Annotated in this window: 23 protein-coding genes; 10 read left to right on the top strand and 13 right to left on the bottom strand. The window is 65.8% G+C overall.

Annotated features, from left to right (window positions below; all coding sequences use genetic code 11):
• The first annotated feature begins 9 nt into the window (after positions 1-9).
• Positions 10-900, top strand: a complete 891-nt coding sequence (gene mmsB / locus ACI2KK_RS16375; RefSeq protein WP_404669651.1) for a 3-hydroxyisobutyrate dehydrogenase — start codon at positions 10-12, stop codon at positions 898-900.
• Positions 901-1,136: 236 nt separating this feature from the next.
• Here mmsB and ACI2KK_RS16370 read toward each other — a convergent pair whose 3' ends face one another.
• Together ACI2KK_RS16370 and dmeF are read right to left on the bottom strand one after the other, a co-directional pair.
• Positions 1,137-1,481 carry a cupin domain-containing protein gene (locus ACI2KK_RS16370; protein ID WP_038411964.1) on the bottom strand — a complete coding sequence of 115 codons (345 nt, stop codon included), beginning with the start codon at positions 1,479-1,481 and terminating at the stop codon, positions 1,137-1,139.
• 96 nt (positions 1,482-1,577) lie between these two features.
• Complete coding sequence (gene dmeF, locus ACI2KK_RS16365; RefSeq protein WP_404669650.1) at positions 1,578-2,507, bottom strand: CDF family Co(II)/Ni(II) efflux transporter DmeF; 930 nt, start codon at positions 2,505-2,507, stop codon at positions 1,578-1,580.
• Positions 2,508-2,576: 69 nt separating this feature from the next.
• On the opposite strand from dmeF, the gene ACI2KK_RS16360 reads away from it, so the two are divergent.
• The gene (locus ACI2KK_RS16360; RefSeq protein WP_404669649.1) at positions 2,577-2,852 is read left to right on the top strand and encodes a metal/formaldehyde-sensitive transcriptional repressor; all 276 of its coding nucleotides are present in this window, start codon (positions 2,577-2,579) and stop codon (positions 2,850-2,852) included.
• Positions 2,853-3,012: 160 nt separating this feature from the next.
• On the opposite strand, the gene ACI2KK_RS16355 is transcribed toward ACI2KK_RS16360, so the two are convergent.
• Genes ACI2KK_RS16355 through ACI2KK_RS16325 form a run of 7 tightly spaced genes read right to left on the bottom strand, consistent with a single transcriptional unit; the run spans position 3,013 to position 9,210 of the window.
• Positions 3,013-3,492: an HIT family protein gene (locus tag ACI2KK_RS16355; RefSeq protein WP_404669648.1), complete on the bottom strand. Its 480-nt coding sequence runs from the start codon at positions 3,490-3,492 to the stop codon at positions 3,013-3,015.
• Between the two features lie 4 nt (positions 3,493-3,496).
• Positions 3,497-4,429: a phosphatidate cytidylyltransferase gene (locus ACI2KK_RS16350; protein WP_404669647.1), complete on the bottom strand. Its 933-nt coding sequence runs from the start codon at positions 4,427-4,429 to the stop codon at positions 3,497-3,499.
• Between the two features lies 1 nt (position 4,430).
• Entirely contained in the window at positions 4,431-5,054 is a 624-nt protein-coding gene (locus ACI2KK_RS16345; RefSeq protein ID WP_404669646.1) for a lysophospholipid acyltransferase family protein, read from the bottom strand.
• 10 nt (positions 5,055-5,064) lie between these two features.
• The gene (locus ACI2KK_RS16340) at positions 5,065-5,484 is read right to left on the bottom strand and encodes a hypothetical protein (RefSeq protein WP_404669645.1); all 420 of its coding nucleotides are present in this window, start codon (positions 5,482-5,484) and stop codon (positions 5,065-5,067) included.
• Positions 5,481-6,821, bottom strand: coding sequence for a phosphatase PAP2/dual specificity phosphatase family protein (locus ACI2KK_RS16335; RefSeq protein WP_404669644.1), 1,341 nt, complete (start codon positions 6,819-6,821; stop codon positions 5,481-5,483). Before ACI2KK_RS16335 ends, ACI2KK_RS16340 begins: the two co-directional genes overlap by 4 nt.
• Positions 6,821-8,575 carry a bifunctional alpha/beta hydrolase/class I SAM-dependent methyltransferase gene (locus ACI2KK_RS16330; protein WP_404669643.1) on the bottom strand — a complete coding sequence of 585 codons (1,755 nt, stop codon included), beginning with the start codon at positions 8,573-8,575 and terminating at the stop codon, positions 6,821-6,823. The genes ACI2KK_RS16335 and ACI2KK_RS16330 overlap by 1 nt, the downstream gene beginning before the upstream one ends.
• A 29-nt stretch (positions 8,576-8,604) precedes the next feature.
• Positions 8,605-9,210, bottom strand: a complete 606-nt coding sequence (locus ACI2KK_RS16325) for a CDP-alcohol phosphatidyltransferase family protein (protein ID WP_217886595.1) — start codon at positions 9,208-9,210, stop codon at positions 8,605-8,607.
• A 213-nt stretch (positions 9,211-9,423) separates the two neighbouring features.
• Here ACI2KK_RS16325 and ACI2KK_RS16320 point away from each other — a divergent pair, with 213 nt between their 5' ends.
• Positions 9,424-9,606, top strand: coding sequence for a type II toxin-antitoxin system HicA family toxin (locus ACI2KK_RS16320; RefSeq protein ID WP_404669642.1), 183 nt, complete (start codon positions 9,424-9,426; stop codon positions 9,604-9,606).
• A 56-nt stretch (positions 9,607-9,662) separates the two neighbouring features.
• A complete protein-coding gene (locus ACI2KK_RS16315; protein ID WP_404669641.1) occupies positions 9,663-10,070 on the top strand; it encodes a type II toxin-antitoxin system HicB family antitoxin in 408 nt (135 codons plus the stop codon).
• Between the two features lie 226 nt (positions 10,071-10,296).
• Here ACI2KK_RS16315 and ACI2KK_RS16310 read toward each other — a convergent pair whose 3' ends face one another.
• Positions 10,297-11,187: a LysR substrate-binding domain-containing protein gene (locus tag ACI2KK_RS16310; RefSeq protein WP_404669640.1), complete on the bottom strand. Its 891-nt coding sequence runs from the start codon at positions 11,185-11,187 to the stop codon at positions 10,297-10,299.
• Between the two features lie 78 nt (positions 11,188-11,265).
• On the opposite strand from ACI2KK_RS16310, the gene ACI2KK_RS16305 reads away from it, so the two are divergent.
• Entirely contained in the window at positions 11,266-12,030 is a 765-nt protein-coding gene (locus ACI2KK_RS16305) for a sulfite exporter TauE/SafE family protein (protein ID WP_404669639.1), read from the top strand.
• On the opposite strand, the gene ACI2KK_RS16300 is transcribed toward ACI2KK_RS16305, so the two are convergent.
• Positions 12,020-12,334 carry a putative quinol monooxygenase gene (locus ACI2KK_RS16300; protein WP_404669638.1) on the bottom strand — a complete coding sequence of 105 codons (315 nt, stop codon included), beginning with the start codon at positions 12,332-12,334 and terminating at the stop codon, positions 12,020-12,022. The genes ACI2KK_RS16305 and ACI2KK_RS16300 overlap by 11 nt on opposite strands.
• A 162-nt stretch (positions 12,335-12,496) precedes the next feature.
• On the opposite strand from ACI2KK_RS16300, the gene ACI2KK_RS16295 reads away from it, so the two are divergent.
• The 3 genes from ACI2KK_RS16295 to ggt all read left to right on the top strand — a co-directional run bounded on the left by ACI2KK_RS16295 (position 12,497) and on the right by ggt (position 15,890).
• A complete protein-coding gene (locus tag ACI2KK_RS16295; RefSeq protein WP_404669637.1) occupies positions 12,497-13,087 on the top strand; it encodes an NAD(P)H-dependent oxidoreductase in 591 nt (196 codons plus the stop codon).
• Between the two features lie 120 nt (positions 13,088-13,207).
• Positions 13,208-14,104, top strand: a complete 897-nt coding sequence (locus ACI2KK_RS16290; protein ID WP_404669636.1) for a LysR family transcriptional regulator — start codon at positions 13,208-13,210, stop codon at positions 14,102-14,104.
• A 118-nt stretch (positions 14,105-14,222) separates the two neighbouring features.
• The gene (gene ggt, locus ACI2KK_RS16285) at positions 14,223-15,890 is read left to right on the top strand and encodes a gamma-glutamyltransferase (RefSeq protein WP_404669635.1); all 1,668 of its coding nucleotides are present in this window, start codon (positions 14,223-14,225) and stop codon (positions 15,888-15,890) included.
• A 100-nt stretch (positions 15,891-15,990) separates the two neighbouring features.
• On the opposite strand, the gene ACI2KK_RS16280 is transcribed toward ggt, so the two are convergent.
• Entirely contained in the window at positions 15,991-17,910 is a 1,920-nt protein-coding gene (locus tag ACI2KK_RS16280) for a methyl-accepting chemotaxis protein (protein WP_404669634.1), read from the bottom strand.
• A gap of 243 nt (positions 17,911-18,153) precedes the next feature.
• The gene (locus ACI2KK_RS16275) at positions 18,154-19,041 is read right to left on the bottom strand and encodes a neutral zinc metallopeptidase (RefSeq protein ID WP_404669633.1); all 888 of its coding nucleotides are present in this window, start codon (positions 19,039-19,041) and stop codon (positions 18,154-18,156) included.
• A gap of 200 nt (positions 19,042-19,241) precedes the next feature.
• On the opposite strand from ACI2KK_RS16275, the gene pcaH reads away from it, so the two are divergent.
• Together pcaH and pcaG are read left to right on the top strand one after the other, a co-directional pair.
• Positions 19,242-19,961: a protocatechuate 3,4-dioxygenase subunit beta gene (pcaH, locus tag ACI2KK_RS16270; RefSeq protein WP_369988194.1), complete on the top strand. Its 720-nt coding sequence runs from the start codon at positions 19,242-19,244 to the stop codon at positions 19,959-19,961.
• Positions 19,962-19,972: 11 nt separating this feature from the next.
• On the top strand, positions 19,973-20,578 hold the full coding sequence (gene pcaG / locus ACI2KK_RS16265) for a protocatechuate 3,4-dioxygenase subunit alpha (protein ID WP_217886583.1): 606 nt from the start codon (positions 19,973-19,975) through the stop codon (positions 20,576-20,578).
• Positions 20,579-20,638 lie beyond the last annotated feature (60 nt).

Below are 20,638 nucleotides of genomic sequence, written 5' to 3'. Positions count from 1 at the left end.
GAGTTCGCCATGCGTATCGCATTCATCGGCCTGGGCAATATGGGCGCGCCCATGGCCCGCAACCTGATCAAGGCCGGGCATTCGCTGAACCTGTTCGACCTGAACAAAACCGTGCTGGCCGAGCTCGCCGAGCTGGGCGCCCAGGTCAGTAGCTCGCCGAAAGACGCCGCCGCCAGCAGCGAGCTGGTGATCACCATGCTGCCGGCTGCCGCCCATGTGCGCAGCGTGTACCTGGACGAAGACAGCGGCGTGCTGGCCGGCATTCGCCCCGGCACCCCGACCGTGGACTGCAGCACCATCGACCCGCAGACCGCACGCGACGTATCCAAGGCCGCTGCAGCCAAAGGCATCGACATGGGCGACGCGCCGGTATCCGGCGGCACCGGTGGCGCGGCCGCCGGCACCCTGACCTTCATGGTCGGTGCCAGCGCCGAGCTGTTCGCAACGCTCAAGCCGGTACTGGAACAGATGGGCCGCAACATCGTGCATTGCGGCGAGGTGGGCACCGGGCAGATCGCCAAGATCTGCAACAACCTGCTGCTGGGCATCTCGATGATCGGCGTGTCCGAGGCCATGGCCCTGGGCAACGCGCTGGGCATCGATACGAAAGTGCTGGCCGGCATCATCAACAGCTCCACCGGGCGCTGCTGGAGTTCGGACACCTACAACCCGTGGCCGGGCATCATCGAGACCGCCCCGGCCTCGCGCGGCTACACCGGCGGCTTTGGCGCCGAGCTGATGCTCAAGGACCTGGGGCTGGCCACCGAAGCTGCGCGCCAGGCTCACCAGCCGGTGATCCTTGGCGCTGTGGCCCAGCAGCTGTACCAGGCCATGAGTTTGCGGGGTGAAGGCGGCAAGGACTTCTCGGCGATCGTCGAGGGCTACCGCAAGAAAGATTGATTCCAGAGGTGGGCTTGATCGCATGGCCAGTGCCGCTTCCCCCTGTAACTGCGCACCTGGGGGACGTGGCGCTGGCGGTGCGATTTTTTTTGCGCGTGAAAATCAGGGCTGCGTGGTAACTGTAGGAGCCGGCTTGCCGGCGATAGGGCCGGAACAGGCGACCACAAGGTATGCCGCCTGGGCTGGCCTCATCGCCGGCAAGCCGGCTCCTACAGGTTGTGCGTCAGCCTTTGGAGTCAGGCAAACACGAAATATTTGCGCACCGTTTCGACCACTTCCCAGGTGCCTTTCATGCCCGGTTCGATCACGAACACATCGCCCCCTTTGAGGTGCTTGGGCTCTTCACCTTCCGGGGTGATGATGCAGTAGCCTTCGAGGAAGTGGCAGAACTCCCACTTGTCGTAGTTCACCTCGAACTTGCCCGGGGTGCAGATCCAGGTGCCCATGATCTTGCTGCCGTCGGCCGACAGGTAGGCGTTGAGGTTGACGGTGTGCGGCTCGCCGCCGATGCGCTTCCACTTGGTCGCGTCGACCACCGGGGTCGGGCAGGTTTCGCGCAGGACAGTGATGAAATCGGACATGGCGTGGCTCCAGGCAACAGGTGATGTGACCCGTCACCTTAGGGCCATCGCCATCCCCGCAGTTGCCTGGGCTCGACGCCCAGCTGTCTGCCCGCGCTATGCCAGGGCATTCACCTCGACGGTGATATGGGCCAGTTCCTCATGCACCGCCAGCGCCTGGCGCACGCTGTCGGCGCTCAATGCTGCGGCGGTGGCCAGGCTGACGATGCAGGCGTACTGGTCCTTGCCCACGCGCCACACATGCAGGTCGGTGATGCTCGCCGGCACCGGCAGTTGCGCCACCACTTGGCGGATCTCCTCCACCACCGGCGCGTCCATCTCGGCGTCCAGCAGCACCCGCCCGGTGTCGCGCAGCAGGCCACGGGCCCACAGCGCCACCAGCAGCGCACCCACCAGGCCCATCACCGGGTCCAGCCAGCTGGCGCCCCACAGCTTGCCGGCCACCAGGGCGACGATCGCCAGTACCGAGGTGGCGGCGTCGGCGACCACGTGCAGGTAGGCCGAGCGCAGGTTCAGGTCGTGGTGGTGTGAATGCCCATGGTCGTGGTGATGATCGTGGCCGTGATGGTGATGGTCGCCACGCAGCAGCCAGGCGCACAGCAGGTTCACCCCCAGGCCGATCACTGCGATGAAGATCGCTTCGTCATAGTGGATCGCGCCAGGGCTGAGCAAGCGCTCGACCGACTGGAACGCCATCAGCCCGGCCACGCCGAGCAGCAGCAGGGCGCTGGAGTAGCCGCCGAGGATCTCGATCTTCCAGGTGCCGAAGGCAAAGCGCCGGTCCCGCGCGTAGCGCCGCGCGGCGGCATAGGCCAGCAGCGAAAGGCCCAGCGCCAGGGCGTGGGAGCTCATGTGCCAGCCGTCGGCGAGCAGGGCCATGGAATTGAAAAACCAGCCGCCGGCGATCTCGGCGACCATCATCACCGCGGTAAGCCACACCGCCAGGCGCGTCTTGCGCTCGGCGCCCAGGTTGCTGGTGTGAAACTGATGGCTGTGTTGCCAGCGGTCGGAGGTTTGCGTGGTCATGGTTTATCATGCTCCCGGAAGATCGTGAAATATACTATACCCCAGTATACCTATGGTGGTGGAAGCACAATGGCACATACCCAAAAGAGCAAGAAGCAACTGCTGACCCGGGTGCGCAAGATCAAGGGCCAGGCCGCAGCCCTGGAGACCGCGCTGGAGCAGGACAAGGACTGCCTGGCGATCCTGCAGCAGATCGCCGCCGTGCGCGGCGCGGTGAACGGACTGATGGCCGAGGTGATGGAAGGGCATATCCGCGAACACCTGGTAGCCGACGGGATGAGCGCCGAGCAGCGCCAGGAAGAAGCCGACAAGGTGGCGTCGTTGTTGCGTTCGTACCTGAAGTGAAGCCATCGCGGGGCAAGCCCGCTCCCACAGGGATCGCACAACCCTCAGGCCAGCGCTGCACCTGTAGGAGCCGGCTTGCCGGCGATGAGGCCAGGGCGGGCAACACAAGACAGTTGCTCCCACGAAGCACGTGGGAGCGGGCTTGCCCCGCGATAGCGACCTAAAGCCGATCACGCAGCGCAGCAATCACCTCAGGTATACCCCTCCCCAGTACCTCGGGTGGCTGCAGGCTCTCACCAAACTCCCGCCAGACGAACAAGGTCAGCTCGGCCCCATCGGTGGCCGACAGCGCCTTTTCCATCGATCCGAACCGCTGCAACGCCCGGTAGCGCTCGTCGCGCCAGAACAACGCCTCGACCCAGTCGTAAACCGGTATGAAATGAAAATGCAGCGGGCACCCCGGCACATGCCCATAGCGCCCGATGTACAGCCACTTGGGTGCCAGTTCCAGGTCCATGGCCCGTTGCAGCTTGCCCATCAGCAGGCCCATCTGCGCCAGCGCTTCGCCCGGAAGGTCCGCAAGGCTGGCCACTGGCGCCCGCGAGCCGAGCATCAGGTAGCCCGGCAGGCGTGAGCTCAAGTGGTGGTTGACCACCCAGTGCTCGGTCTGGTGGACGATATGGCTGGCAGGTATTTGCACCGACTCACGCCCACCAGTAGCGCACGAAGTGGAAGAACACCGGCGCTGCAAAGCACACCGAGTCCATGCGGTCGAGCATGCCGCCGTGGCCCTCGATCATGTGGCCCCAGTCCTTCACCCCGCGGTCGCGCTTGATCGCCGACATCACCAGCCCGCCGAAGAAGCCCATGGCATTGACCGTCAGCGCCATCAGCGCCGCCTGCCAGAAGGTGAACGGGGTAATCCAGCACAGCATGGCGCCGATCAGCGTCGCCAGGGCCACACCGCCCAGCAGGCCTTCGAGGGTTTTGGACGGCGACAGGTTGGGCGCCACCTTGCGCTTGCCGAACAGCTTGCCGCACACGTACTGCAGCACGTCGGACAACTGCACCACGAGGATCAGCCAGGCGATCAACAGCAGGTTGCGGCCCTCGAAGCCGGGGATATCCAGGGTCATCAGCGCCGGCACCGACGACACGCAGTACACCGCGATCATCAACCCCCACTGCACCTTCGACGCCCGCTCCAGAAAGCGCGTGGTGTCGCCACCGAAGCTGGCCAAAATCGGCAACAGCAGGAACAGGTAAACCGGGATGAAGATGCTGAACAGCCCGTACCAGTCCATGGCGATCAGCAGGTACTGCACCGGCAGCGCTACATAGAACGCCGCCACCAGCGCCGGGTAGTCGCTGCGCCGGGTCGGGGTGAGGGTCATGAATTCGCGCAGGGCATAGAACGACACGCCGTAGAACAACACGATCACGCCGTACTTGCCGAACAGGAAGGCGATGCCGATCACCAGCACCATCACCCACCAGGCGTTGATGCGCGCGTTGAGGTTGTCGATGACTGCGTGGGGCGCGGCGCCGGCGCGCCACTTGAGCAGGCGGCCGATGACGCTGGCCAGCAACAGCAGGGCGCCGATGCCGGCGAACAGGGACAGGGTGTTGTGATCCATCTCAGGCATCCTTCGGGGCCAGGTTCAGCAGGGCCTGGCGGGCCCGCTCCAGAAACGCGTGTTTGCTCTCGTCCGCTTGCAGGTGCAGCGGCTCGCCAAAGCTCAAGGTGCACAACAGCGGCAGCGGCAGCGCGCGGCCCTTGGGCATCACCCGGTTGAGGTTGGCGATCCACACCGGCACCAGCTCCACCTGCGGGTTGGCCGCCGCCAGGTGGAACAGCCCGCTCTTGAACGCCAGCAACGGCTCGTCACCCAGGTTGCGCGTGCCCTCGGGGAAGAAGATCAGCGAATCGCCCTGGGCAAAGGCGTCCAGCACCGGTTGCAGCGGGTTGCCTTCGGCGGCCGGGCGCTGGCGGTCGATCAGCACCGCGTTGAACACCCGGCGGATGATGAAGTCGCGGATGCCCGGCTTGCACCAGTAGTCGGCCCCGGCCACCGGCCGGGTGTGGCGGCGCAGGGCCTCGGGCAGCGCCGCCCACAGCAGCACGAAGTCGCCGTGGCTGCTGTGGTTGGCGAAGTACAGGCGCTGCACCGGCTGCGGCGTGCAGCCCAACCACAGGGCGCGGGCGCCGGTGATCAGGCGGGCGGCGGAGGTGATGACGAAGGCAGTCAGGCTGGCAAGCATGGCATCGGTCTTATCCAATGAAGGGGAGGGTGAGTATCAGCAGTACTTGCGCCGCCAGGCACAGGGCCTGGCGGCGAAGCAAGGCCAGCGCGCCCTGGCTGCGGGCAGGCCAGTCGCGGCTGTCGCTGGCCTTGGGTTTCAGGTGCAGTGTGTGCAGGGCGTGGTCCAGCGCCTGGGTGTCGGCAGCCAAATCGGTGCTATTGGCCAGGCGGGCAAACAGTTCGGCATCCAGGGCCACGCGCACGGCCCAGTACTTGTGGGCCAGGCCCAGCAGCAACAGCAGCCCGCACAGCAGGCGTGGCAGCGCAGGCAGTGGCAGGCCGAGCAAGGGCGCCAGGCTGCAGGCCAGGGCCAGCCAGGTGATGCCGTCCGACAGGCGTTCGAGCTGGCGGCCGCGGGCCAGCAGGCTGGCGGTGACGAACAGGTTCATGGGCGAGCCTCCAGCCCTTGCAGCACCTGGTGATGGGCCGGGTGCAGGACCACGCTGGGGCGGGCCTTGCGGATCAGTACCTCGGCCTCGGCGCTGCTCTGGCAGCGCCCGCTGGCCAGCAGCCAGGCCGCAACGGCGCTGGCGCTGCGTGAGTAGCCCAGGGCGCAGCAAACCAGCACCGGGCCTTGCTGGCGCAGGTGTTCGATGGTTTGCGCAGCCTGTTGCAGGGTGTGGTGATCAGGCGCAACCAGGTCCAGCGATGGCAGGCACTGGTAGACCATCGCGGGGTGATCATCGTGGGAGCGGGCTTGCCCCGCGATGGCGGCGGTACAGGCCAGCTCAGCACTCAAATCCACAACTGCAACAAACTCCGAAGCCTCGCCTTTGCCCGGTACCCGCCCCAGACACACCCCTTCACATACCTCATCCGCCTGCGACCGCCGCCAGGTCCACAACCGCGAATTCACCCAAGCCCCCAGCAGGTACGGCGCCAGCAATCCGCGCGCCGCAACCGACAATTGCCCATCGGCACCTTTCTGAAACCCGCCCGCCTCGAACAGCGCATAGTTAAGCGCCACCAGCAGCAGCGAAAGCGCCGGCCACAGCAACCACAGCGCGGCATGCCCGGCCCCGAAGCCGACCAGCGCAAGCACCAGCGCCCCAAGCCCGTAACGCAACGCCAGCCGCCAGCGCTGTGGGTCACGCGCCCAATGCGCCTGCTGCCAGGGCAAAGGCCCTGCGTGCGGCCACAGCCACAGGCACAGCAGCCCGGCCAGCGCCCCGGTGGGCAGGTCGATGAAGTGGTGCTGCCAGGTGGTCAGCACCGACACCCCGATCAGGCCCATCCAGCCATGCACCAGCCACCGCCACAGCGGCTGGCGCACATGCCGGGCGAACATGGTCCAGATGATCACCAGCAGCGCAATGTGCAACGACGGCGCCTGGTTGTAAGGCTTGTCGAAGCCCATCAGCACATCGAACAGCCAGCCGAACACCCCGTGCAGTTCCGGGCGCTCGAAGGTGAAGCGCAGCGGCCAGAGCAAGAAGCAGCAGACGCTGAGCAGCTGAGCGCTGAGCAGCGCCAGGGCGTGGCGGTCCGTTTCCCGGCGGCTGCGCGGCAGCAGGAACGACAAGCCATACAACAGGTCGATGGACCAGTACGGGATGATCGTCCACGGCCACAGCGGCATGTGCCGCTCCCAGGCGAACACCAGGCTGCCGACATCGTCGCGCCCGGCGGTGTAGCTGTTGCTCAGGCCGTAGCTGAGGAAGAAAAACGGCCCGAGCAGCAACAGCCAAAGGATGCCCCGGCGAATCAACCCGGCTTCGCGGGCCATCAATGCACCCGCTGGGCCAGGCTGACGCTGAAGATGCCCCACTCGTCGATGCGCTGGGCAACCTTGCGAAAGCCCGCCGCCGCCACCAACTGGTCCATCTCGGCCTGGCTGCGCCGGCGCATCACCCAGGCCTCGCCACCGCGGTGGCTGGTCAGGGCCCGGGCGATCATCTCCAGTTGCGGGTGCCACGGCTGGCCGGTGTAAACCAGGTAGCCGCCTTCTTCAACAGCCTCGGCCAGGCCCGCCAGGGAGTTGCCCACCCGCTCGTTGCTGGGGAACAGTTCGTACAGCCCGGACACCACGGCGAGGGTCGGGCGCGGGTCGAGGCTGGCCAGGCTTTGCCGGTCGAAGGCATCGCCCTGGACAAAGCGGGCGACCTCGCCCAGGCCTTTTTCATCGATCAGTGCGTTGCCTTGCTGCACGTTCAGCTCGCTGTAGTCGCGCAGCAGGATCGAGTCCGGCAGCTGTTCCATACCCTGCAGCGCTTCGAGGATGTAGCGGCCGTGGCCGGCGGCGATATCGACGATGCGCACCGGGCGCTGCTGCTGGCGCAGGCGGGCGATGGCCTCGCGCAGCAGTTCCTCGACGTTCAGCTTGCGCTGGCGAATGCCGCGCCAGCCGATGGCGTTCAGGTAGTTCTGGTCGATCAGCTCGCCCAGGCGGCCCTTGCCGGTGGGCTGGTTGCGGTACACGTAGTCCAGGGTGGAGCCGGAATCGAAGCCGGTGTCGAAGCCAAGCTTCACTCCCTCGGACAGCCCCTTGCCCAGTTGCAGGCTGGCGCGGGTGGCGCGCCAGTACAGCTCGCGCGGCGAGTTGCGCGGCAGCGCTGCGGCCAGGCTCTCGGCCTCGGCGCAGCTGGCGCCGACCTTGTCGGCGTCGAGCAGCGAGGGGGCCGCCACAGGTGCATCGAAGCAATGCCCGACGAAGCGCTCGATGCGCCGCAGGGCATGGGCGCGGTCGCGCTCGCCGAGGGTGTCGTGGAAGAACCCGGGCAGCACATGCATCTCTTTGCGGGCGCTGCCCAGGCGTTCGAAAAAGCGCTCCTGCGGGCCGCGCTCGACCACAAAGTCGGCGCCAGACACCAACAGTTGCGTCGGCACCTGAATCGCCTGGGCGTCGGCCACCACGCGGTCGGCCGCCTCGTACAGGCCCAGCAGCATGGTCACCGAGATCGGCCGGCTGATCAGCGGGTCGGCCAGGTACGACATCACCCGCTCGGGGTCGTGGGTCAGCAGCCGCGGCTTGACGTAGCTGTTGACGAAGAAGTTGCCGCGCAGGGCCTTGAGCAGCTTCAGCCCGGGGCGGGCGAAGGGCACGTACAGCTTGACCTTGAACGCCGGCGAAGCCAGCACCAGGCAGCGCACCTTGGGCGCGTAGTCATGGGCCCAGGTGGCGATCAGCACCGCGCCGACGCTCTGCGCCAGCACCACCATGTCGGCCTCGGCGATGCCGTGCTGCGCCTGCAGGTGCTCGATGAAGGTCTGCACGTCGCGCACGCTGGTGGCAAAGCCCGGGCTGTCGCCGCGCGCCCCCGGCGACTGGCCGTGGCCACGGGCGTCCCAGGCGAAGAAGTCGTAGCCCGGCATGTCCAGCTCGTCGGCCAGGTGGGCCATGCGCCCGCCGTGCTCGTGGCCACGGTGGAACATCACCACCGCCCGGCGTGGCTGGTGTTCGTTGCGGGTGGCAGGCCAGTGACGGTAGTGCAGCTCGACCCCGTCATGGGTCAGAAAATGCAGCGATTGCGCTTGGCGCATGGCGAATATCCTTGTTCGGCAGGGGAGGCTCAGCGGGTTTCGGCAAGGCCCTGGCGAACCCGGTTGTACAGGGTATAGAGCGAGAGCAGCAGGATGACCAGCAGCAGCCCGTTGATCCACCCGGCGCTCAGCAGGCCGAAGGCCACCCCGGTGCCCAGCACGCCGAAGGCGAAGGCCCGGTCGCTCTTGCCCATCGGCCCGTCATAGCGCCGCGAAGCGCCAGCCAGCGGGCCCATGACACCTGCGTACTCGCTGACCACGGCGAACAGCACCACCAGCACCACCAGCGCAGGCGATACCCCGGCCAGCAGTGCGAAAGGCAGGTACAGGGCGGCGTCGGCGACCACGTCGCACAGCTCGTTCAGGTAGGCGCCCAGCTTCGATTGCTGGCCGAACTCCCGGGCGAGCATGCCGTCCACGGCGTTCAGCGCCATACGCAGCAGCATCCACAGCGGGAGCAGGATGAACAGCCAGGTGATATGGGGCAGCCAGGCCAGCAGCAGGCCCAGGGCGATGGACACGACGGCGGCGGCGACGGTGACCTGGTTGGCGGTGACGCCGCGGTCGTACAGGCGTTGCACGGACGGACGCAGCAGCGCCTGGAAGCGGGGTTTGAGCTGGTAGATCGATGGCACGTGGAACTCCCTGTCTGGTGCGGCGTGGGGCGGATTGTGGGGAATCCGCCTGGCTTCGGGCAAGTGTCATCACTCCCACATGTGAACCGGACGATGCTTGCGCGGGTTGTGCAATCGGCCGCTTGTCGCTCTGAGTGTGCATGGTGTGTATTTGGCTTTGTTTTTATCAAGCCCGATGTGTAGCCTACACATCACCTGCCAAAGGAATGGTGCATGCGCAGCAGGGAAGTGATTCAGCTCATCGAAGCCGATGGCTGGTACGAGGTGGATGTCAAAGGGAGTCATCACCCATTCAGGCATCCGTTCAAGAAAGGTCGGGTCACGGTGCCTCACCCCAAATGCGATCTGCCCAGGGGGACGGTGCACAGCATCCTGAAACAAGCAGGCCTGAAATGAGGCCGCTCGTGCTATCCGGGGCGCCCTGCGCTTCAGAACATCAATGGAGACAGACCATGAAATTTCCAGTTGTACTGCACAAGGATGCGGGCTCGGACTACGGCGTAATCGTGCCCGACGTGCCAGGCTGCTTCTCTGCCGGGGCCACCGTGTCCCAGGCGCTGGAGAATGTGCAGGAAGCCTTGGCCCTGCACTTCGAGGGCCTGGTGGCCGACGGTGAACCACTGCCTCAGCCCGAGGAAGTGGACGTGCATGTGCTCAACCCTGACTACGCTGGTGGTGTGTGGGCGGTGGTGGACTTCGATGTGACGCCCTACCTGGGAAAGGCGGTGCGGTTCAATGCCACGTTGCCGGAGAACCTGTTGCAGCGCATCGACGAGAAGGTCAAACGTGACCATCGCTACGCCTCGCGCTCGGGCTTTCTGGCATCGGCTGCTTTGCGCGAACTGGCCGTGGTTCATTGAGCGGCGCCTGGAGGTTATTATTCCGATTGCCGAGTTGCCATGAGGCGTGGGAGCGGGCTTGGCCCGCGATATCGGCTAAACCGGTGGCAACCATCGCGGGGCAAGCCCGCTCCCACTGGGATTGCATGAGCTTCAGGCCAGTACCGTACCTGTAGGAGCCGGCTTGCCGGCGATGAGGCCGGTTCAGGCAGCACAAGACAGTTGCTCCCACGGGCCATGGTTTTTTTTACCGGGGGCTGGCAACCAAGGTTTCCACCAACCCCGCCGCATACCCCGGCAGCGCCGAAAAATCCCGGGCGCACACCAGCAACTGGCGGTTCGCCCACTCCTCCGGCAGCGCCACCCAGCGCAATGCCAGCAACCCTTCCCAGCGCCGCACCGACGCCAACGGCACCACCGAAACCCCGGCACCCCCGGCCACCATGCGGATCACCCCGTCGAACCCCTCGGCCCTGACCCGCACCTGCATCCGCCGCCCCAGCCGCAGTGCCTGTTCTTCCAGATGCAGCGCCAGCGCGCTGCTGGGCCCCAGGCCCACATGGCCATGGGCAAGGCTGTCCGCAAAACCCGGCTCGACCACCTCGGCCAGCGGGTGCCCGGGCGGCATCACCAGCACCAGCGGGTCGTCGCGAAACGGCCGGGTCTGCAGGTGCCCGAGGGGGGCGGCGGTGGACACCACGCCCAAATCCGCCATGCCCTGGGTGATGGCCTGCACGATGCGCAGGCTGGGTTGCTCCTGCACATCCACGCTCACCCCCGGGTGCGCCGCCAGATAGCGGGCCAGCAGCTCCGGCAGGTATTCGGTCAGCGCGGCGGTGTTGCACAGCAGGCGCACCTGGCCCTGCTGGCCCTGGGCGTACTGCGCCAGGTCGTATTGCAGGCGCTCCACTTGCCGGGTGATCAGTTGCGCGTGCTGCAGCAACGCCTGCCCAGCGGGCGTGGGCTGCACGCCGCGGCGGTTGCGTTCGAGCAGCGCAATGCCCAGCGACGCCTCCATGGCGCGGATGCGCGCGCTGGCGGCAGGCAGCGACAAGTGGCTGCGCCGGGCGCCGGCAGTGATGTTGCCGCACGCCAGGGTGTGCTGGAACAGTACAAGGTCGGTCAGGTCGAAATGCATCAGCCTCTGTCCTGGCAAGAGTCTGGCTGAGTATATGGCAGATTTTCAGCCGCCCTGCGCTGGCGCAGCATTGGCGCCATGAATACCTTCCTCGCGTTCTACCAGAACATTGGCCCGGCACTGACAGTGCTGGTGATTCTCACCTTCGTGCTGGCCGGTGCGGTCAAGGGGGTGATCGGCCTCGGGCTGCCGACCATCGCCATGGGCCTGCTCGGCCTGGCTATGCCGCCGGCGCAGGCTGCGGCGCTGCTGATCGTGCCGTCGACGCTCACCAACCTGTGGCAACTGGCAGCCGGCGGGCACCTGCTTGCGTTGCTGCGCCGCCTTGGCCCGATGTTGCTGATGATTTTCGTCGGCACCTTGCTTGGCAGCGTCTGGCTGGGTATCGACAGCGGCCCGTGGGCGGCCCACGCCTTGGGTGGCGCGCTGCTGGTGTACGCGCTGTACGGGCTGGCAGGGCCGGGCCTGCGGGTGGCACCCGGGCGGGAAAAGTGGCTGGGCCCGGTGTGCGGGCTGGTGACGGGGGTGGTCACGGCGGCCACCGGCGTGTTCGTGATGCCGGCGGTGCCCTACCTGCAAGGGTTGGGGCTGAGCCGTGACGAACTGGTCCAGGCCCTGGGCCTGTCGTTCACCGTCTCGACTGTGGCCCTGGCCATCGGCCTGGCCGGCCAGGATGCCTTAGGCGGCCAGGCGCTGGGGGCATCACTGCTGGTGCTGGCCCCGGCGCTGTTGGGCATGTTCGCCGGCCAGTGGCTGCGTGGCCGCATCAGCGCCGTGCTGTTCAAGCGCTGCTTCTTCATCGGCCTGGCGCTGCTGGGGGCTCACTTGTTGGTCAACGGATAGCGCTGGAGGCGCTGAGCATGTCGACCTTCTGGATGTCGAAATCGCGCTCCAGGTAGTCCATGCGCTTTTCGAAGAACGCCTGCATGTGCGGCAGGGCCGAGTGCACATCCAGCGCAGCCTGGTCGGCCCACACCTCGAAGAACACGAACAGGCTCGGGTCCTGCTGGTCGCGCAGCATGTGGTACTCGATGCAGCCCGGCTCCTGACGGCTCGGCTCGACGTAGGGGCGCAGCAGTTGCTCGAAGGCGTCGGCCATTTCCGGGCGGGTCTTGGCTTTGAGGATGAAGGCTTGTTGCTGGCTCATGGGTATGCGGCCTTTGCAGAGTGAGTGATGTGGCCAAGTCTAAAGCAACAATGCCAGGTTGATTCGTGAAATCAGGGCAAATGTATTTTGCCCCGGGGTGGCTGTTTCCCGTGCCCGCGAGTGCCTAATCTGCCGGCAATTCCACTCACGAGCCCAACCCCCATGAAAAAGATCCTCCTGCTCAACGGCGGCAAACAGTTCGCCCACTCCGACGGCCGCCTCAACCAGACCCTGCACGACGCGGCCCTGGCCCACCTCGACCGCGCCGGTTTCGATGTGCAGCAAACCTTCATCGACGGCGGCTACGACGTGCAGGCAGAAGTGGCCAAATTCCTCTGGGCCGACGTGATCGTCTACCAGATGCCCGGCTGGTGGATGGGCGCGCCCTGGACCGTGAAGAAGTACATCGACGAGGTGTTCACCGCCGGCCACGGCAGCCTGTATGCCAGCGACGGCCGCACCCGCTCGGACGCTTCGCAGAAGTACGGCAGCGGCGGCCTGGTGCAGGGCAAGCAGTACATGCTGTCGCTGACCTGGAACGCCCCGCAGCAGGCCTTCGACGACCCCAGCGACTTCTTCGAGGGCAAGGGCGTGGATGCGGTGTACTTCCCGTTCCACAAGGCCAACCAGTTCCTCGGCATGCGCGGCCTGCCGACCTTCCTGGCGGTGGACGTGATGAAGCGCCCGGACGTGCCGGCGGCGCTGGCGGCGTATGAGCGGCACCTGGAGCAGGTGTTCGGCAAGGCGCAATGATCAAAGCCTGATTGTGGGGCAACCGTGGGAGCGGGCTTGCCCCGCGATGGTTGCGCAGGCTTGCGCGCTTCTCGCCCAGACGCTATCTATCAACGCGTTCCCCTACCAAGGCCACTGCGCGTGAAAACCCGATCCGAAGAACTCCAGGTATTCGTCGCCGTCATCGACTGCGGTTCGATCTCGGCCGCCGCCGAACAGATCGGCCAGACCCCGTCAGCGGTCAGCCGCACCCTGTCGCGCCTGGAGGGCAAGCTCGGCACCACGCTGGTCAATCGCACCACCCGGCGCATGGACCTGACCGAAGAGGGCCGCTTCTTCCTCGAGCGGGCGCGGTTGATCCTCGAGCAGATGGACGACCTCGAAGAACGCCTGTCGCTGCACCGCCAGACCCCGTCCGGTCGCCTGCGCATCAACGCTGCCGCGCCGTTCATGTTGCACGCCATCCTGCCGTGGATCGGCGAGTTTCGCCTGCAATACCCGGGCATCGAGCTTGAGCTGAACACCGACGACTTGATCATCGACCTGCTGGAGCAGAGCACCGATGTGGCCATCCGCATCGGCGAGCTGGCCGACTCCAGCCTGCATGCCCGCTCGCTGGGTTGCAGCCCGGTGCAGGTGCTGGCCAGCCCGGATTACCTGGCCCGGCACGGCACGCCGCAAAGCGTCGAGGCATTGAACGAGCATTGCCTGCTCGGCTTCAGCGCCCTCGACTCGCTCAACCAGTGGCCACTGCGCCATGCCCAGGGCGACCGCTGGGCGATCCGCCCGCAACTGACCGCCTCCAGCGGCGAGACCCTGCGCCAGCTGGCCCTGGCCGGCGAGGGCATCGTCAGCCTGTCGCACTTCATGACCCATGAAGACATCCGCGCAGGCCGCCTGCAGGTGCTGCTGCCGGAGCACAACAACGGCTACCGCCAGCCGATCCACGCGGTCTACTACCGCAACACCCAGCTGGCCCTGCGCATTCAGTGCTTCCTCGACTTCATCCAGAAAAAGCTGGCCATGTACGCCTGCTGAGTTGCCTGAACGCGACAGCGTCTGCCCATCGGCGGCGCAATTTCCTTGTGTTGGTTGCTGCTTGTCCAGGCTTGCGCCTTAATGAGTGGTCAACAAAAACAACACCAAGGAAGTGCCCATGCGTCTTGTCATGCTCCAGCCCCTGGCCCTGGGGGCCGCGATCCTGAGCTGTTCTTCGGCCTTTGCGGTCACCCTTGAAGGCGGCGCGGTGGCCGCGCCCGATCAATATGGCGCACAGGTGGCCGCCGATATTCTTAAAAAAGGCGGTAACGCGGTGGACGCCGCCGTCGCCACCGCCTTCACCCTGGCCGTCACCTACCCTGAGGCCGGCAACATTGGCGGCGGTGGCTTCATGACCCTGTACGTCGGCGGCAAGCCGTACTTCATCGACTACCGCGAAGTGGCGCCCAAGGCCGCTACCCGCAACATGTACCTGGACGACAAGGGCGAGGTCATCGAGAACCTGAGCCTGGTCGGCGCCCGCGCCGCCGGTGTGCCGGGCACGGTGATGGGGCTGTGGGAGGCGCACCAGAAGTTCGGCAAGCTCAAGTGGAGCGAGCTGCTCACCCCGGCCATCGGCTATGCGAAAAACGGCTTCAAGATCGCCCAGAAGCAGTACCAGTACCGCGACGATGCCCAGGGCCTGTTCAAGACCGCCACCAACTTCAACGACTACTTTGGCCACATGAAGGTCGGCGAGCTGTTCAAGCAGCCGGAGCTGGCGCAAACCCTGGAGCGCATTGCCGACAAGGGCGTGAGCGAGTTCTACCAAGGCAAGACCGCCGACCTGCTGGTGGCGCAGATGCAGGCCGACAAGGGCCTGATCACCAAAGAAGACCTGGCCGGCTACAAGGCCGTATGGCGTGACCCGATCGCCATCAACTGGCGCGGCAATGTGGTGTACACCGCTCCGCCGCCAAGCTCTGGCGGCGTGGCCCTGGCCCAGCTGCTGGGTATCAAGGAGGACCGCGCGGCGGACTTCAAGGGCGTCGAGCACAACTCGGCCAAGTACATCCACCTGCTGGCCGAAATCGAAAAACGCGTGTTCGCCGACCGCGCCGACTACCTGGGCGACCCCGGTTTCACCAAGGTGCCGGTCGACCAGCTGATGGCCAAGGACTACCTGGCCAAGCGCGCAGCGCAGGTGAACCCCGATGCCATCTCCGATACCGACAAGGTCAAGCCGGGCCTGGAACCGCACCAGACCACGCACTTCTCCATCGTCGACAAGCAAGGCAACGCGGTGAGCAACACCTACACCCTCAACCTCGATTACGGCAGCGGCGTGGTGGTGAAAGGCGCAGGCTTCTTGCTCAATGACGAAATGGACGACTTCAGCGCCAAGCCCGGTGCGGCCAACGTGTTCGGCGTGGTGGGCGGTGATGCCAACGCCATCGAGCCGGGCAAGCGCATGCTCTCGTCGATGAGCCCGAGCCTGGTCACCCGTGACGGCCAGGTGGTGCTGGTGGTGGGTACGCCGGGCGGCTCGCGCATCTTCACTTCGATCTTCCAGGTGATGAACAACCTGTACGACTTTGGCATGCCGCTGGAAAAGGCCGTGGCGGCGCAGCGCGTGCATCACCAGTTGCTGCCCAAGGACACCATCTATTTCGACAGCTATGCACCGCTCACCGGCAAGGTGGCGGACGAGCTGAAGAAGATGGGCTATGTGCTGGAGGACCAGGGCTGGGAGATGGGCGATATCCAGGCGATCCGGGTCACCGGGCAGAAGCTTGAGACCGCGTCAGACCCGCGGGGCCGCGGGGTGGGGTTGATCGTCAAGTAGGCCGGTGCTGGCTTGACTGACGCCTTCGCGGGTAAACCCGCTCCCACAGGTTATGCGTTGACCCTGTGGGAGCGGGTTTACCCGCGAAGCTTTTGCTGCATCAGACGCGGAACTGGCTGACCAGGGTCTGCAGGTGCCCGCCCAGGCGCGCCAGCTCGACGCTGGAAGCGGCGGTCTCGTCGCTGGCCGAGGCGGTCTGCTCCGATACATCACGCACATTGAGGATGCTGCGGCTGATCTCTTCGGCCACGGCGCTCTGCTGCTCGGCGGCGGCGGCGATCTGCTGGTTCATCGACTGGATGTTCGACACCGTGCGGGTGATGTTCTCCAGCGACCCACCGGCCTTGCGCGCCAGCTCCACACTGCTGTCGGTCAGGCTGCGGCTGCCGCTCATCACGTCGGCCACCTGCTGGGTGCCCTGTTGCAGGCTGGCAATCAGGCCTTCGATTTCTTCGGTGGACTGCTGGGTACGCTGGGCCAGGCCACGCACCTCGTCAGCGACCACGGCAAAACCACGCCCGGCTTCACCGGCGCGGGCGGCCTCGATGGCGGCGTTCAGGGCCAGCAGGTTGGTCTGCTCGGCCACCGACTTGATCACGTCCATCACGCTGCCGATCTTCTGGCTTTCCTGTTGCAGCAGGTTCATCGCTTCGGTGGAGCGGTTGACCTCGGTGGCCAGGCGTTCGATCTGGCTGATCGCCTCGCCCACCACCTTGTCACCGTTGCGTGCTTCGCCGTCGGCGTTGGTGGCGGCCATGGCGGCCTGCTCGGCGTTGCGCGCCACTTCCTGCACGGTGGCGGCCATTTCATGCATGGCGGTGGCCACCTGGTCGGTCTCGACCTTCTGGCTGTTGGCGCCGGCGCTGGTCTGCTCGGTCACCGCCGACAGCTCTTCGGCGGCGCTGGCGATCTGGGTGACGCCATCGCGGATACCGGTGATCAGCTCGCGCAGGGTGGTGCCCATGCGGCCGATGCCCTGTTGCAGCACGCCCAGCTCGTCGCGGCGGGTGACGCGCAGGTTCTGGGTCAGGTCGCCACCGGCGATCTTCTCCACCGCGTCCAGGGTTTCACGCAGCGGGCGGGTGATCTGGCGGGTGATCAGCACGGCAGCCAGCACGCCCACCAGCAGCGCCAGCAGGGTGGCGAAGATCTGCATGTTGCGGGCCTGGGCGCTTTCGATGTCGCGGCGCTCCAGCTGGATGGCGTACAGCGCATCGCTGGTCTTGACGATATCGCCGCCCTGCACGGTCATTTCGGCGCGGGCAGTGGCGATGGCGGCCACCGCATCACGGAACTGGCGCACCGCGTCGCGGTAGGCCTGCACCGACTGCTCGAACTGCTGCACACGGGCCGCCTCGTTGGGCAGCTCGCGCTTGAGGGTGTCCACTTCAGCCAGGGCACCGTCGAGCTGGCGCAGGGCGGCCTGCTCGTTGGCGGCGGTGTTGTCGGCAATGTAGCCGCGCACGTCGATGCGCACCTGCAGCAACTGCTGGCGCGCCTTGCTGATCAGCTGGTACTGGGCCAGGCGCACGTTGTCGGCTTCGCTGCGGGCCATCACGTCCTGGCTCAGGGTGTCCATGGCCTCGTCGGCCTTGGCCGCCGAAACGTTCATCGCCTCACGGGCAGCGGTGGAGGTCTTGTAGCCGGCGCGCATCTTGTTCAGCGACACCTTGTACTCGCTGACGGTCTGGCCCAGCTCGCGCAGCAGCTTGACGTTCTCGGGGCTCTTGAAGGTGTTGACCAGGTATTCCTGCTGCTTGCTGAAGGCGTCCAGCTTGGTCTGGGTGTTGGCCGCCGAGGCATCGTCGCCGTTGGCGATCATGTACTGCAGGCGGGCTACACGCAGCTCGGTCAAGTATTTGTTGAGCTGACCGATGTCGCCCATCCAGTTGCTGCGGTCGATAAGGCTGCCCAGGCTGTTCCAGCCGGTCAGGGCCAGCAGGCCGGTCAGTACCAGCACCAGGCCGAAGCCCAGGCCGAGTTTGAGGTTTACGCTGATGTTTGCGAACCAGCTGTTCATGCACGCTCTCCCGAATTTGATTTCGCTCACTTGATCTCAAATCGCGGGCGTTGTTGTTGTGCAGGGCCCTGCTGATTCGTGCAGGGGTTATCGGCAAGCCGGGGGGAAGCTGAAACGCTTTTTCAGCAGATTTGTAACCTCTTGAAAACGCAGGTTTTCGGCCCTGTAGGAGCCGGCTTGCCGGCGATTGGCCCTCACGCGCTCTAAGCCGCCTGTTCTGGCCCAATCGTCGGCAAGGGGGGGTTACAGGCTACGCGCCGAAAAGGTATCGCACTGCCGCAAATCACCACTGCCAAAGCCTGCCTTGAACCAGCGCACCCGTTGCTGCGAGGTGCCATGGGTGAACGAGTCGGGCACCACGCGGCCCTGGCCCTGTTGCTGCAGGCGGTCGTCGCCAATGGCGTTGGCGGCGTTCAGCGCTTCCTCGATATCCCCCGGCTCCAGCCAGTTCAGGCGTTTTTGCGCCTGGTAGGCCCAGACGCCTGCCAGGCAGTCGGCCTGCAGCTCCTGGCGCACCAGCAGGCCGTTGTCGCCCTCCATGCGCTGGCCGCTGCGCCGCGCGGCATCGACTTTGGCCGACACCCCCAGCAAGGTCTGCACGTGGTGGCCGATCTCGTGGGCGATCACGTAGGCCTGGGCGAAGTCGCCGGCGGCCTTGAAGCGCGTTTCCATCTCGCGGAAGAAGGCCATGTCCAGGTACACCCGCTGGTCGGCCGGGCAGTAGAACGGCCCCACGGCAGACGACGCAAAGCCGCAGGCCGAATTCACCTGGCCGCTGAACAGCACAAGCTTCGGGTCGCGGTACTGCTTGCCGGCCTGGGCGAACAGGGCCTTCCAGGTGTCTTCGGTGTCGCCCAGGATCGAGGCGACGAACTCGGCCTGCTCATCATTGGCCGGTGGCGCCTTGCCGCCGGCACCGGCCGGCACGCTCTGCTGCTGCTCCATCTGCCCGGCCAGCTGGCCGAGGATCTGCAGCGGGTCCTGCCCGGTGAGCCAGCCGATGCCGACGATCAGCAGGATGGCACCGAGCCCCAGGCCCTTGCCGCCGCCGAAACGCATGCCGCCGCCACCGCCACCTTCGCCGCGGGCATCGACCACGTTGTCGCTGCGTCGGCCTTTTCGCCATTCCATGAAGTGCTCTCCGGTTTTGCAACATGAAGTCAAAAGATTAGTTCAGCGCTGGCGCTGGCGTTGCGCTACGGCTATCTGCATAACCAAATGGTTATGCCTGTGACCGTGGAATTCAATATTCATCCCGCCACACCTGCCGGAAACTGCAAGTCCGCCTGCCACGCCCAGGCGCTTCGATAATTCCAAGAGAGGAAACCGGCATGCCCGCCCAGGACACCAGCCGCTTCGTGATCCGTGATCGCAACTGGCACCCCAAGGCCTTCACGCCTGACTACAAGACGTCCATCGCCCGCTCCCCGCGCCAGGCGCTGGTGAGCATCCCGCAGTCGATCAGCGAAACCACCGGCCCGGATTTTTCGCACCTGCGCTTCGGCGAGCACGACCACGACCTGCTGCTGAACTTCAACAACGGCGGCCTGCCCATCGGCGAGCGCATCATCGTCGCCGGCCGGGTACTCGACCAGTACGGCAAGCCTGTGCCCAACACCCTGGTGGAAATGTGGCAGGCCAACGCAGGCGGGCGCTACCGGCACAAGAACGACCGCTACCTGGCGCCGCTGGACCCGAACTTCGGCGGCGTCGGCCGCTGCCTCACCGACCGTGACGGCTACTACAGCTTCCGCACCATCAAGCCCGGGCCCTACCCGTGGCGCAACGGCCCCAACGACTGGCGCCCGGCGCATATCCACTTCTCGGTCAGCGGCCCGTCGATCGCCACCAAGCTGATCACCCAGCTGTATTTCGAGGGTGACCCGCTGATCCCGATGTGCCCGATCGTCAAGTCGATCGCCAACCCCGAGGCGGTGCAGCAACTGATCGCCAAGCTGGACATGAGCGCCGCCAACCCGATGGACTGCCTGGCGTATCGCTTTGACATCGTGCTGCGCGGCCAGCGCCAGACCCACTTCGAAAACCGCTGAGGACACCCGACATGCCTATCGAACTGCTGCCGGAAACCCCCTCGCAGACCGCCGGCCCCTACGTGCACATTGGCCTGGCCCTGGAAGCGGCCGGCAACCCCACCCGCCACCAGGAAATCTGGAACCGCCTGGCCAAGCCGGACGCCAGCGGCGAGCACATTCTGCTGCTCGGGCAGGTATACGACGGCAATGGCCACCTGGTGCGCGATTCGTTCCTGGAAGTGTGGCAGGCCGATGCCAACGGCCAGTACCAGGACGACTACAACCAGGAGAACGCCTTCAACAGCTTCGGCCGTACCGCCACCACCTTCGACGCTGGCGAGTGGACGCTGCACACGGTCAAGCCGGGCGTGGTCAACAACGCCGCCGGCGTGCCCATGGCGCCGCACATCAACATCAGCCTGTTCGCCCGGGGCATCAACATTCACCTGCACACCCGGCTGTACTTCGACGACGAGGCCGAGGCCAACGCCAAGTGCCCGGTGCTCAACCTGATCGAACAGCCGCAGCGGCGTGAAACGCTGATTGCCAAGCGTTGTGAAGTGAACGGGCAAACCGCCTACCGCTTCGATATCCGCATTCAGGGCGAAGGCGAGACGGTGTTCTTCGACTTCTGATGTGATGCCCACATCGCTGGCAAGCTGCGCAATCCCCTGTAGGAGCCGGCTTGCCGGCGA

The organism is Pseudomonas sp. NPDC089406 (genome assembly GCF_044900265.1).
Classification (GTDB): domain Bacteria; phylum Pseudomonadota; class Gammaproteobacteria; order Pseudomonadales; family Pseudomonadaceae; genus Aquipseudomonas; species Aquipseudomonas fakonensis.
This window is presented reverse-complemented; position numbering and strand designations above follow the sequence as displayed.